This is a genomic window from Polyangiaceae bacterium (assembly GCA_016715885.1).
In the GTDB taxonomy this organism is placed as follows: Bacteria; Myxococcota_A; Polyangia; order Polyangiales; family Polyangiaceae; genus Polyangium.
In genome coordinates, this window is the sequence record JADJXL010000003.1 from 78,345 (window position 1) to 92,021 (window position 13,677).

The 13,677-nt window shown below is 59.4% G+C and carries 10 protein-coding genes; 4 read left to right on the plus strand and 6 right to left on the minus strand.

Translation table 11 applies throughout. The features are described 5' to 3' along the window. Positions 1 to 66 precede the first annotated feature (66 nt). Positions 67 to 1,242 (minus strand): type II/IV secretion system protein, encoded by a 1,176-nt coding sequence (locus tag IPM54_06855; GenBank protein ID MBK9259543.1) that lies wholly within the window; start codon positions 1,240 to 1,242, stop codon positions 67 to 69. A 282-nt stretch (positions 1,243 to 1,524) separates the two neighbouring features. Here IPM54_06855 and IPM54_06860 point away from each other — a divergent pair, with 282 nt between their 5' ends. Beyond that, entirely contained in the window at positions 1,525 to 2,739 is a 1,215-nt protein-coding gene (locus IPM54_06860) for an alanine racemase (protein MBK9259544.1), read from the plus strand. A gap of 9 nt (positions 2,740 to 2,748) precedes the next feature. Here IPM54_06860 and IPM54_06865 read toward each other — a convergent pair whose 3' ends face one another. From IPM54_06865 to IPM54_06875, 3 genes are read right to left on the minus strand one after another with little or no spacing between them, the layout of a single operon-like run. Next, positions 2,749 to 3,306 (minus strand): hypothetical protein, encoded by a 558-nt coding sequence (locus tag IPM54_06865; protein ID MBK9259545.1) that lies wholly within the window; start codon positions 3,304 to 3,306, stop codon positions 2,749 to 2,751. Positions 3,307 to 3,329: 23 nt separating this feature from the next. Beyond that, positions 3,330 to 4,112, minus strand: a complete 783-nt coding sequence (locus IPM54_06870) for a phytanoyl-CoA dioxygenase family protein (protein ID MBK9259546.1) — start codon at positions 4,110 to 4,112, stop codon at positions 3,330 to 3,332. Further along, positions 4,109 to 5,086 (minus strand): aldo/keto reductase, encoded by a 978-nt coding sequence (locus IPM54_06875; protein MBK9259547.1) that lies wholly within the window; start codon positions 5,084 to 5,086, stop codon positions 4,109 to 4,111. The genes IPM54_06870 and IPM54_06875 overlap by 4 nt, the downstream gene beginning before the upstream one ends. Here IPM54_06875 and IPM54_06880 point away from each other — a divergent pair. From IPM54_06880 to IPM54_06890, 3 genes are all read left to right on the plus strand, one after another. After that, entirely contained in the window at positions 5,061 to 5,681 is a 621-nt protein-coding gene (locus tag IPM54_06880) for a hypothetical protein (GenBank protein MBK9259548.1), read from the plus strand. The two genes, IPM54_06875 and IPM54_06880, sit on opposite strands and share 26 nt — an antisense overlap. Continuing rightward, the gene (locus tag IPM54_06885; protein ID MBK9259549.1) at positions 5,678 to 7,252 is read left to right on the plus strand and encodes a GMC family oxidoreductase; all 1,575 of its coding nucleotides are present in this window, start codon (positions 5,678 to 5,680) and stop codon (positions 7,250 to 7,252) included. The genes IPM54_06880 and IPM54_06885 overlap by 4 nt, the downstream gene beginning before the upstream one ends. A 69-nt stretch (positions 7,253 to 7,321) precedes the next feature. Next, entirely contained in the window at positions 7,322 to 9,778 is a 2,457-nt protein-coding gene (locus IPM54_06890) for a protein kinase (GenBank protein ID MBK9259550.1), read from the plus strand. A gap of 96 nt (positions 9,779 to 9,874) precedes the next feature. Here the strand turns inward: IPM54_06890 and IPM54_06895 are convergent, their stop codons facing one another. Both IPM54_06895 and IPM54_06900 read right to left on the minus strand, forming a co-directional pair. Next, positions 9,875 to 12,106 (minus strand): hypothetical protein, encoded by a 2,232-nt coding sequence (locus tag IPM54_06895; GenBank protein ID MBK9259551.1) that lies wholly within the window; start codon positions 12,104 to 12,106, stop codon positions 9,875 to 9,877. Between the two features lie 479 nt (positions 12,107 to 12,585). Further along, complete coding sequence (locus tag IPM54_06900) at positions 12,586 to 13,335, minus strand: hypothetical protein (GenBank protein MBK9259552.1); 750 nt, start codon at positions 13,333 to 13,335, stop codon at positions 12,586 to 12,588. Positions 13,336 to 13,677: the final 342 nt, after the last annotated feature.

The following is a 13,677-nucleotide window of genomic DNA, read 5'->3' on the forward strand; positions in this document are numbered from 1 at the left end:
CGTCCGTGGATCGATGCGCCGTTTCCCACGACGATAGTTGCAGCTCAAAGCAATAATCCGCTTCGATTAGGTCACTCGCATGACCTCCTCCAACGTGGTCACACCCGCCATCACGCGTTTCAAGCCGGCCAGACGAAGCGGCACGAGACCTCGCGAGATGGCGAGCTCGCGCAGCTCGCGCTTCGAAGGTCGCGTTTTCAGCATATCGCGCAGGTCGTCATCGACCTCGAGCACTTCAAAAATGCCCGTGCGTCCTAGAAAACCCGTTTGGTGACACCTGACGCACCCTACACCACGTTTGAGTAGCGTACCTTTCGCCAAAAGCGTTTTCCCCGAATCATCGAGCACGGGGTCGTCGAGCTGGTACGATTCGACGCAATGCTCGCAAATTCGCCGCACGAGGCGTTGAGCGATCACGGCGAGGAGCACGTTTGCCATGATCCACGATTCGACCCCGAGATCCACGAGGCGTGTCACGGTATCGGCGGCATCGGCGGTATGCAGTGTGGAGAGCACCAGATGCCCGGTCAAGCTTGCTTGGAGCGCGATGTGAGCCGTTTCCTGATCGCGCATTTCGCCCACCAGAATGACGTCCGGATCTTGGCGCAGAATGGCTCGAAGCCCGGTCGCAAAGGTGAAGTTTTGCTTGTTGTTGGTTTGTCCCTGCACGATTTCCGGCAATTCGACTTCGATGGGATCTTCGAGCGTCACGACGCTCAGCTCCGTCGTGTCGATGTTGCGCAAAATGGCGTATAGCGTGGATGTTTTGCCCGATCCCGTGGGACCTGCGACCAGAATGAGCCCCGCGGGGCGCTTCGACAATCGCTTGATTCGCACGACGTCCGCGGGTTCCATACCGAGCCGGTCGATTGCGATGAGTTGATGCGCGAGCATGAGCCGCAGCACCACGTTTTCTCCATAAAGCGCGGGAAATGTCGAGACGCGCAGGTGAATCGTGGGGCTTCCTTGCAAATCGAGCGACAATTGGCCATCCTGCGGGAGTCGCCGTTCGGTGAGGTCCATACGCGACAGCACTTTGATGCGGTTCGTGACGGGCGAACCAAGCTCGATTGGCAGCACGGCCTGATTGACCATGACCCCATCAATTCGAAAACGAACCTTCAATCCATTTCGTTTCGGCTCGATATGAATGTCGCTCGCCCCCATCGTGGCAGCGCGACGGACCATGTGATCCAATACTTGGACGGCGTCGAGGTCGGTTTCACGAGGCGGAGAAGACATGAAGGCACGTTAGCACGCATCTGGCAAGGGCGTACAGCAGGTGCTCGACGAGGCTGGAAAGAGATTTTGGGGGGGTATGGGGGGGCCGAGACCTGCCCGTGCTTTTGCGAAGCAAAAGCACCGGGAGGGCAGCTCTCGGCCCCCCCATCGTAAACTAGGCTCGCGCAGCGCGCGTCTCACGCGCGCGAAGCGAGGGTACGAACCCAGACCCGTGTTCAAAAAGGACCTGGACACGGCAAGCAACTCAGGGGACATTCGGTCCGTCGGTCGCCCCAAAGACGCATGGAAAACCTTCAAAACCGCTACCAGCGTTATCGAGCTGCTTTGCGCTACGAGTCGCTGCCGCTCGCATTCGTGGACCTCGATGCCGTCGACGAAAATGTCGACACGCTCCTGGCCCCCGTTCGACGTTCCGGAAAAACGTTACGAGTTGCAACGAAGTCGATTCGCTGCGTCGAGCTCATTCGTTACATCGTCGAACGCGGTGGAAGCGCCGTTCGAGGGCTCATGGCCTATTGTCCTGCGGAAGCGAAATACCTTGTCGAGCATGGTTTTCGGGACATTCTCGTCGCGTATCCAACGGCGCATCCCAATGATGCACGAACGATGGCCGAGATCAATCGCGATGGAGCCCGCGTCTCCATTTCCGTGGACGCAACCGAACACCTCGAAGTTCTCGATGCCGCAGCGCGAGCTGCTGGTTCCGTAATTCCCGTCATCGTGGACATCGACGTATCGCTCAGGCCCTTGAGTGGGCGCCTGCACGTGGGCGTGCGGCGAAGTCCCATCCACGACGCTCGAGCCGTGGGCGACTTCATCGAATCCCTTGCGCAATTCCGGCACCTCGCGTTCGCCGGCTTATTGGGCTATGAAGCGCACATTGCGGGCGTGCCGGATCAAGCGCCGCTCGGCCCCCTCGGAGGATCCGCGAAACGTGCGGTCAAGCGTATGGCGGGTGAAACCGTCATTGCGCTGCGAAGTTCCATTTTGCACGAGCTGGAAAAGCGCGGGATGTCGGTTTCGCTTTTCAATGGCGGCGGCACGGGCAGCGTTTCCTTTTCCGTGGCAGACCCATCCCTCACAGAAGTCACCGCGGGTTCGGGCTTTCTCGATAGCCATCTTTTCGATCATTACGACGGCTTGTCGCTTTCTCCGGGCGCTTTTTTCGCGTTGCAAGTCACACGCAAACCCGCCAAAAGCTTCGTCACGTGCCATGGAGGCGGCTTCATCGCATCGGGCGCAGCGGGCTCCGACCGCCTGCCAGTACCTTACCTGCCCGATGGATTGTCTCTATTGAGCCTCGAAGGCGCAGGCGAAGTACAAACACCTCTGTCCGTACCCGATGGAGTCGACCTACCGCTCGGGCATCCCGTGATATTTCGCCATGCAAAATCCGGTGAGCTCGCGGCGCATTTTCGCGAATACTTGCTCGTGCGCAACGACCGAATCGAATCCCGCGTCAAGACCTATCGCGGCGCAGGGCAATGGTTTCACTGACGCAACGCTTCAATGCACGACCATCGGAATGCCGAGCGCAGACGTGCCCGGGCATTCGTGATTGAGCATCGCAATGCGGGCAAAAATGGCGTATTCCGTCGATGTAAAGACATCCGGCCCCACCTTGATCGTGGCCGTGGCAGCTTGCTCCGTACAAGGCAATATCGCGTAAAACCAAGTATCCGGTTCCACCTCGATCGAAGGATGCGACGATTCGAATTCCACGCCCGGATACCAATTGAATCCCAAACCGGAAACATCCTTCATCATCACGGTCAACGTCGCCGACTCCCCTGATTCGAGCTTCCCGTCGCCATCGGTGTCGTTGCTGATGGATGGATTGACGACCACCAGCCGGTCGAGATCGTCGCACGTGGGCTCGGAGGAAACAGGCGCGTCGTCTTGCGGGACGCATGTCGCCGTATTTCCACTGGACGAACTGGAGGAGCTCGTACCGGACGAACTCGAGCTCGATCCACCATTGTCGTCGTTCGGTTCGATGATCACCTCGTTCGCACACGCGACGAGCAGACTTGCACACCCCATCAAGCCAAGAAGTTTTTTCATGGGAAGATCATAGCGTCACAAGATCAAAAAATCCGTTCGAACACGCGTGGCTTTCTCTTCGTTCGCACACAACGCGTTTCGCCGCGCAAATAACAAACCGTCAACGCTCGTCGAGGTACGTCCGTACGATTCGTCCCCGAACGATGCCACAGCTCGTTGTTTATCAGGAGCGCCTCGCCCGCGCGCGCAGGCACGAAAATTCGATGCTCGTCCACCGACGCAGCCGCTACATACTCCGGCTGAACGACGCCTCCGAGCGGCGTGACGAGACCTTTCAAATGCGAACCCGGGATCACTTCGACGCACCCCGATGCCTCGGTTGCATCATCGAGCGTCGTCCATATTTGCACGAGCGGCGGACGATCGAGCCCCCAAAAAATTCCCCCGTCCTGATGCCACGGCAAATCCGTTCCACCACGCGCTGCCTTGTTGAAAAGCACCGCGCGATAAAGCGTAATCGGCCCGGGCGCGAGCTCCCGTAAAATACGCTCGAATATGCCATTACCAATATAGGCTCGAAAAAGCGGATCCTTTTCGAGTTTTTCTATTTTCCGATACTGAAGTGATGGTCCGACAAACCCCTGACGGCGAACGAGATCTTCGTACTTGCCCGTGACCGAGTCGTGCTGGAAGAACAAACCTTCGTGGGAAACGCGGCCGAGCATGATGTCGTCGGCTCGACCCCTGAGCGCTTCGATGCCCTCGTCCGAAAGCACTCGTCCGAGACGCGCATACCCAGTTGCACGAAGCTCGGCAAGCACAGCCTGAACATCGATCGCCGCGTCATCCAGCACGAGCGACGTCATCGCGCGTAGCTCGCGTTCGTCCCCTGAAACTCCACGTGCAGCTCGTCGATCCGCTTGCGGCCTTCAGGCGAAATCACCTTGGCGCACGCGTCGATCGCACCATCGAGCTGCGCGACCGATCCAGGCCCTACGAGGATCGAGTCGACACCAACCGTGCCCGCAACGAACGCATACGCGAGCTCCACGATCGACATGCCCTCCGTCACGGCAACTTGTCGATACGCTTCGACGCGCTCGAAGAACGGCGCCGTCCAGTAGCGCTTCTGGTAGAGCGTGTTCTTCTCGAAACGCGAACCTTTCTGCGACACGTCGGGCGAAGCGAACTTGCCCGCGAGGAGCCCTCCCGCGAGCGGATTGTACACGGTCGTATGAACTCCGTGCGAACGCGCGAAGCGGAAGTACTCGATGTCGAGCTGCCGAATGAGCACGTTGTAGAGCACTTGGGACATCACGGGTCGCGGCATTCCGTGGCGCTCGGCGAGCTGCAGCATCTCGAGGATCTGCCACGAGGCGTAGTTCGAAACGGCCCACGAACGAATCTTGCCCGACGCGAGAAGCGTCTCGATCGCTTGCAGAGATTCTTCGATCGGCGTCGCATGATCGGGCACGTGCAGGTAGTAGACGTCGACCACATCCATGGCTAGCCGAGACAAACTCTCGTCGATCGCGGCGAGGATCCGCGCCTTGGACAGTCCCTCGGGTTTGCCGCCGATTCGACCGAAGCCCACCTTCGTCGCGACGAGTGCTCGATCGCGCCTGTCGCGAAGTGCGCGACCCAAGACGCGCTCCGCCTCTCCATCGACGTACGCGTTGGCCGTGTCGAACAGGACGACGCCGCGATCGAGCGCACGGTGCACGATGTTCAGGCTTTCCGCTTCACTCGTGCGTTTACCGAAATTCATCGTGCCTACGGCGAGGCGCGGAGGTTCGTTTGCAGCACGAGGACGCGTGAAGGGTTCGACGAGCGGCGACATGCGCGGAGGCGTAGCGCAAGTGCACGAAGGGAACCATTCTTTGTCTTGCCTACCGACCCTCGCTCCCCCTACGGTGCACCGCGTGAACGAGCTCGTGCGCTTCGCCCTCACCGCGTACTACCCTCGTACCGATGATCTCCCGGGCCTTTCGGACCTCGGCGTGGACGAGAAAATCGCCACGTTTCGGCGCGAAACGACGTGGGTGTTTTGGATGGGGATCGTCGCCGCGGCGTTCTTCTTTCAAATCGCTCCCGTGTTCACGTTGAAACGGCCGTGGCTCGCGACGCAACTCACGCCCGAGGAGCTCGACCAACACGCACACGCGCTCACGTCGCACCCGTGGTACCTCGTGCGTCAGATGCCGATGATGTTGAAGCTCATCGGTGGAATCTTCTGGGCGCAGTCCCCTGAAATTCGTTCATTCGTAAACCTTCCGCCCTACCCGCCGGATCCCGGTACGCGACGGACAGAAGCGTTCATCCCGCGATTCGTCGCCCCGCCGCGAGTCGTTTCTTCGGACAAACTCATCGAGCTCGGCCAAAAGGAGCGGGCGCGAGGGCGTGACGGCACCGTGAAGAAGGGTCTGCGGGCATGAGCGCGAACGATCCTACGATTCCGAAGCAGTTTGCCATGACAACCGATCGTTCGACGTCAAACGGTCGCCACGTCACGTTCACGTCGCTCGACCAAAGCGGGCTCGACGTGGAGGTCGACTTCGTGGTCGTGGGCAGTGGAGCGGGTGGAGCTGCGGCAGCGGTCGTGCTTGCGCGAGCGGGATATCGCGTTGCGATCGTGGAATCCGGACCATGGCGCGCGCCCGAGGACTACCCGTATTCGACGTACGGAACGATGCGCGACATCTTCCCCGATTGGGGCACGCTCGTTACGCAGAGCCGCGCGCTTTGGCCGATCGTGCAAACGTCCGGCGTTGGTGGCAGCACGGTCGCCAACAGCGCAATCGTGGTGCGCACGCCCGGTGATTGCTTCGAAAGGTGGGAGCGCGAGTACGGCATTGAAGCGCGCGAGCTCGAAAAACGCGTGTGGCAACACCAGGATCGCATTGAGAGCGAGCTTTACGCGACCGAAGTGCCCCCCGATGCGCGCGGCTTGTCCAACGTCATGGCCATGGACGCCGCGGACAAACTCGGTTGGTCCTCGCATTACATGGTGCGTTATGTGAAGGATTGCGAGGGGTCGGGGCAGTGTTTGCAGGGTTGTCGCCGCGGACGCAAACAAAGCACGAACCTCAATTACGTGCCCGAGGTGCTCGAACGCGGTGGGTATGTCCTTTCCTGCGCACCCGTGAAACGCATTCTTCACGACGGCGCTCATGCATTCGGCGTCACGGGGCGTTTTCGAGATCCCGAAACCCGCAGGTTTGGAGCTCGCTTCACCGTGCGAGCGCGCCGCGCCGTTCTCATTGGTGCTTCCGCGACGCAATCACCCGTGCTGCTCGCCAATAGCGGCATTCGTAGCAAAGCACTCGGAACGCTCTTCCGCGCGCATCCTGGAACGGGTGCGTTTGGCGTGTACGACCATATCGTCGATCAGAACCTGGGCGCCACACAAGGTTGGGCATCGACTGCATTTCGAACGGACCCTGGGCTGAAGCTCGAAACACTTTCCCTTCCACCCGAAATGGTCGCAGGACGTATGCCCGGTGGTGGGACCGAGCTCGTGCGACGTTTTCGCGAATTCCGACACTTGACCATGTGGGTCGCGGCCGTTCGTGCCGAATCGATTGGTACGGTCAAACCAGGGCTCTTTGGCGGTCCTGTCGTCAAGTACATTCTCGACGAAGCCGACATGCGGAAACTACGTAAAGGTTTGTCCTTCGTCGTGCGCATGCATTTCGAGGCAGGTGCGCGTGCCGTCATATGTGGCGTGCATGGTTTGCCCTTCAAGATCGGTCCGGACGACATTCGACTCATCGAAGAAGGCCCGCTCGATCCGCGCGCGTATGTCGGCATTTTGTCGCATCTGTTCGGCGGTTGCCCCATGAGTGCCGATCCGCGTCAGGGCGTCGTCGATGCTCGCGGCAAAGTGCACGGCATGGAGGGGCTCTACGTGGTCGATGCTTCGGCCATTCCGACGAACCTGGGCGTGAATCCGCAGCACACGATCATGGGCCTCGCATCCACGTGGGCGGAGTATCTCGTGAGTTGACCAAAATTACGCCACGAACACGAGAGCCTGATACGATGCCTGGGACGTGCGCGAGGAGGAGGCATCCCGGTGAGTGACAAGGATCGAATCGGCGGCTTGGGGACGTCTCCGCAAATCATTCACCCAAGCGGTCTTCCGCGGGTCAACGACAGCTTTCCGCCACCCGGACCTGTCGCGGGACAATTTCAACCCGGCACCGTTGTTGCGGGAAAGTTCACGCTGAAGAGCATCATCGCGACGGGCGGTACGGCGACGGTTTTCGAAGCCTGGGACATGCTCATCGAAAGGCCCGTGGCGCTCAAGTTGCTGCATCCGCATCTGGTGGCGGATCAAACTGCGGTGGCGCGATTTCGACGCGAAGCTCAAGCAACGGCACGCGTGAGGCACCCGAACGTGGTCGACGTGCTCGAAATGGGCATCAGGCGCGACGGCACGTTTTACATGGTGCAAGAGCTGCTCACAGGAAAAACCCTGAACGAGCTTTTGACAATACGAAAGCCACTTTCTCCCGAACGGGCGCTCAGTCTTGCCATTCCCATCATGGGTGGTTTGTCCGCCGCACATGCCCTCGGCATCGTTCATCGCGACGTCAAACCCGACAACATCATTCTCACGACGGCTACGTCCGGCGAAATCATGCCCAAATTGATTGATTTTGGCATCGCGAAGGCAGTAAAGGACGGGCAATCCATTACGCATTTCGGTGCGGTCATCGGAACGCCGCATTACATGTCTCCGGAGCAGGTTCGAGGACACACGTCCGACATTCGAGTGGATGTTTGGGCAATCGCGGTCGTCCTTTATGAAATGCTCTCTGGATCCAGGCCGTTTGCCGACGATGTTCCCATCATGATCATGACGAACATCGCAACGAGCTCGCCGATTCCATTCGAGGCGGTCGCTCCGAAAAACGTCAAGCAATATGCGCCGATTTTCAAAAAAGCGCTCGCTCGAAACATCGACGATCGCTTTCCGACGATTTTGGCATTGCGAGACGCGCTCCTCCAAATCGCCGGCGGACACCCACAACCCGTGCCGGCCATCGAACTATTTGGAGAGCCGGAGAGCAAAATCATTCCACTGAACCCGTTCACGCAATTGCCCGTCGTCAATGACGAGTTCAGCGACGATGGCGACGAAATGGACAGCGTCGCAAACGACGACGATGACGATGACGTGAATTCCATCGGGTCTCGTCAAAACATCCTCAATTCGTCGCGTGCCATAGCTGGCGCCGCACCGGCATTGGACCTCTTGGCAAAAGCCGAACGAGCTCTCGAAGTCAATGCGTTGGCCGACGCTCTCCGTAACGCCGAGCAAGCACTTGCACTGCCGAGCGTAGCGCCGGACTTGCAAGGAAAGCTTTATTTGACGTGCGCCATTGCTTCGCGTTGGCAAGGCGACTTGACCAATTCGATGAAAGCCGCGCAGGAAGCACTCGCCAGGCTTGCTCGTGGAAGTCAAGAATGGCACCTGGCATTCGATTGCGTGGTCGTGGCGCAGGGTCAATTCGGGCGAAAAGAACGCTTGCTCGCGCGGGCCGACGAGCTGAAATCGCTCGAGGAAGAGGGCGACATATCGCTACCCGGCGCATTCGTGGCAAGCGCCAGTCGCTTGGCGCGTTACGTGCTGCGCGCCGGGGTTCCTCGATTGGCCGTGCAATTGGCTCGCGGCGCGCGCCGGTATGCCGAGCGCCAAAAGAACCTCGCGCCGGAAGCTGGTGCGTGGCTCGACGTCGTGCGTGCGGAAATCGCGCTGCACGAAGGAGATCCGGTGACGCACGTGCGGCGGCTCGAAACGGCCATCGATGGATTCACGGCTGCGAGAGACATGCGTTTGGTTTGTCAGACGCAATTCGATTTGGGACTCGCGTACCTGGCGCTCGGGGCCACGGAAAACGCTGCATCCATTTTGCAAACGGTGCTCGGCGTGGCCGAACCCATGGCGCTCGATTTCGTTCCCGCCGTCAAAGCATCGCTCGGATATACATTTGCACTGCTCGGTCGATTGAAAGAAGGTATCGAATTGGCGGTCGCGGGTGAAAAAACGAAAATGCATCCCAACCCCGACATCGAGAGCGCGTGCTTGCTCGCGGTGGCACGTGTGCGCAAGCTTCAATCGGATACGGACACCGCGCTTTCCCTTACGAAAAGGGCGGTTGACGCAAGCGTGGACTTGCCGGGGCGTCACGCGCATGCGCTTGCATTTTACGCGAGCCTGCAAATCAACCGCGGTCAATTCGAGGCCGCCCTGAAGTCCGCCACGGAATCCTTTACGACCCTGGATCGACTCGGTGGAATCGAAGAAGGCGAACCGCTCATTCGTCTCGTGTACGCACTCGCGCTGCGGGCGGCGGGGCAAGAAGCCGAAGGTCGGAAACGAATTGCAGAAGCGCGAAAGCGGCTGTACGAAATGGCTCGACGATTGGGCGACAAACACTGGCAGAATACGTTCCTGTCGAATGCTCCCGACAATGCGAGATTGCTCTCGGTCGCTTCGCAATGGATTGGCGACGCTGCGACGTGACCGCTCATTCGGTCGGCTCCCGGAGATATACCTGCCGCTACCCGCCGGATGGATGACGCAACGCCGCGATCCACCCGGCGGCCGCGTACTCGACGCTTATTCGAACGTCGCATCGAGGCTGAATGCACCGCCCGAGCTCGGCACAACCGTGTCGACGACGACCGTCACCTCTTTGCCCGCAACGAGAGACACCTCGAGGTTTTCGGTACTTTCCGGGGGCCAGCCCGTATTTGCGCACGACAAAAGCGTCCCTTCGGTCGCTGCTCCACAAGCATCGAGCACGTAGAGCGCAAAATTCGCATCCGTCTCTTTCACGTGCAGCTTCAACGTGCCGTCCTTTGGCGCGACAAACCGATACATGACCTCGCCACCGGTTTCGTACGTGCAATACCCGTCGGCATTGTTCACATTCGGAGCGCTCGCGGTGTTGCCAACATTGGGCGATGACGTCGAAAGCACTTCGCGGTTTCCGCAAACGGCAGGCCAATCGGGGCTGAGGCAATCTGCCGAGCAAAATCCGTCGCCCTGCATCGTATTGCCATCGTCACAAACCTCGGGACCGACGGCAATGCCATCACCGCAAATCGCAGGCGTGAATGACGCACGCAGCGTGAATGGACCGACGTCCGGAATCGTGTTTCCTCGAACGACGACCATTACGGGACCGTTCGGCTTTTCGGCAAAATCGAGGTCCAGCTTTTCGGGAGATATACCACTGCTCTTGCAAGCAAGCTCGCTGCCGTTCGGATCGGCGCAATCGCCAACGACGAGCAAATCCAAGTCGGCACTCGAATTCGATGCCAGGTCGAGCGACAATCGCCCGGGTCCTGGCACGTCGACGTTGAAGGTCTTCGAAGGCACGACGATATAGGTCTCGCAGCTACCCCCATAACCCGTGGGTGCGCCTTCCGTCGTGCTTTGGATGTCCTTATCGAGCGGGAGCGGTTCGGCGGCTTTGCAGAGTACGTCGAATTCGGCCACTTTGCAGTCGCCTCCGCAGCCATCGCCGGAGACGGCATTGCCATCGTCACATACCTCGTTGAGCGGGTCGAGCACGCCGTCGCCGCAAACGGGAATTTTCCAGCACATGCCGACGTTGGTATTCGAGAAAATGCCGGCGCAATATTCACCCGTCGGGCAATCGGCATCGGCCATGCGACACATGCGATGGCATTGCTCGACGGTGTCTTCCGGATAAAGCGCCAAGCACAGGCCGCGGAATGCATCGCCGTCGGCACCGCAGCCGCGATAAGGCACCCAGCTTGGTTGACATTCGCCGCCAATGGGGGCAGGATCGCCGCTCTCGGGCGGAAGGCACACATTGGACAAGCTGCAAACGCTTCCGTCGGGGCATCCTGGGTTTGGCGTGAGAAACGCGCACGTCTTTTGGCATTCGGCGGGCACACCCGTGCACAAATTGCCGGCTTCGCATCCGGTGGAGATATCCGGCTCGTCGCACGTTTCACCGAGTTTGCCTTCGCCCACGGGTCGACAAACACCATATTTCTGCACGGGATCGATCGCAATGCATTCGGAGCCCGCATCACATTCGCCCGAAGCGAGCGGCGTGCAGGCTTTGTAACACGCACCAATCGAGTTTTCGCTGGGCACTTGAGCCACGCACATTTCGCCTTCCGGGCACAACACATCGAATGTGAAGAGGCATTCGTAGGGTGTGCACGTCTTCGTTTTTGGCGAGCAAACCTGGCGCGCCGTATTGCCGCAGTCTTCGGCCTTTTCGCAAGGAATGCCATCGACGGGCGTCGTATCGAAGGACCATGAAGGAATCACGTAACAACTGCCGCCCGGCACGGCCTCCCACGTTCCATCCGCCTTTCTTTGCACCTCGGAAAGCGTGACATCGGTCAGTTTGCCCGCCGCGACGGCCGAATCGTCCGGATCGAGCTTGGTAAGATCGATGGATCCGCCGGTTTGGAAGAACGTACGTGTGGGTATTTCGCTCGAATCCGGCGTAATGACCGTGACGCAATGCTGGCACGTCCCGTAATTGTCGTTCGGGGCTGCGGTCAAATCGAAATTGCCCGTGGCGAGCGGAGGCAAGCTGGGCGAAGACCATTCATTGTAGAGCTCGAGGACGGCGAGCGTTTGGTAGGCATCTTCTGCACCGGGTGCCGCATTGGCTTGAATGGCAAAATGTGCGTCGGTGTAGCGATAGATTTGGGTAAGCGAGAGATCGAGCGTGGTGCAGCCGCCATTGCCGCCCGAGCCGCCGGTATTGTCGTTCGGCGGGCGCGGGGGTTTGTCGGAGCAGCCCGCAAGGAGGGCCATCACGGACGTTACTGTTGCGACGATGTATTTGCTTTTCATTGTGAAAACCTCGTGTTCAAGCTTGTAAAAGCTCACGGGTGTGGATGTTCGTGCACGCATTCGCGACGTCTCGACGGAGAGCGTAACAAAGCGCGCCATTGCGACTGCAAACGGTGTGTGGAGTATGGAACTCCGCTATATCGTCACCGTTGCAGACTCGGCGCCGCCCATTGCAAGGGGCGCGCCGACGCCGTTCGTGCCCGACAAAATTGTGCCATTAGCGGAAAAGTGGCGTTGGAATTGGCGCTCCGCGCTGACGAACCATGACAATGGTGCATTCGGTTCGCCATTCCTGGCACATGTGCCACGGCGAGAGGGCATTCGGTTCGCTGTATGGAGTCAGGTGAGCGTGTCCGCAGGATTTTCGCGCTGACCGTCGACGTTGGCATCATAAAGCATGAAGTCGACGCGAGTTTAGTTCTTGTCAGCAGGAAAGGTGTTAGAAGAGGTATCAACCACTTTTTGGAACGGGGCAGGCCTCAATGGACGCTTGGCGGGGGCGCTTCGGTCGATTGCGTGGGTTTTGCCAGGACCGCGTACCGCTCGACCAAATCTTTCAGCGACGCATGCATTGCCATAGCGATTTCTCGTTCGGGCGCATTGCCTCCGTGTTCAATGATCCATTCGAGCGATTCGGCGGCCCAGCCAAACGTCATGGAGCATGCGGCCGTCGCTTTGGCCCGCCGCATATGCGGCGGAGCCGTCGTCGTGCCGTGACCAATCACCGCGGCGAGCGCTTCGGTGGCGGCGGCAATTTCGGTCATCATGGGCGACAATCCCAGCAGCGCGACGTCCGCTGCACCTTGACCGTGACTGACCAGAGCCACCTGTTTGCGACCGAAGTCGACTTCCTCTTGATAACGTAATTGCGTTTGGCCTTCACCCGCGCCGAGGAGCAATGTTTTTTGAAGCCGCGTTGCTGCATCTCGTTTCACCGAGTCATTGGAAGCTGCGAATACTCCGAGCATGCCATTGAGTTGCTTTTGACAACCATCCCACACGCGATCGCAGCCTTTGGCACCGCCGGCTCCTGCGATTGCGACGAGCAACCCGTGCACGGAGCGTTTCATACGAACTTTGATGACGACGAGCATGGGCGCATCCCACAAAGGTTTGGCCGGGTCGTCATATGCGGAGGCATCCACGAGCGCCCATGGATTCGAGGACAGTGTGGCACCGAATGAGGAAAAGCCCGCTTGTGGAACGTAGGCAAATGATAGCTGACTCATGACGTCGCTCCTTTTTCCTGCCCGGCTCCGTGCCTGGGTAGCAATGGTATGAGTTGCAGCGACGTCAAAGATGTTCAAGGTGCACGCAAAATTTTTGGAGGCGGCATCGAACGACGCCCGACGACTGGAACGGCAACGACGCGCCTGGCCGCAAGGAGGTGAAGGCGGCGACGGGCGGGGCCTTTGTAACGTCATGGTGGCGGCGGTTGGCGCCTCATGAACGGAACGCTGGCAGCAGTCGGTGCCTCATGCATACAAAGGCGACGACGTGCGGCACCGATGGCATGGAAAGGCGACGACGTGCGGCACCGGAAAAGCGTCGAGGTAGCGAATGGCACGGCC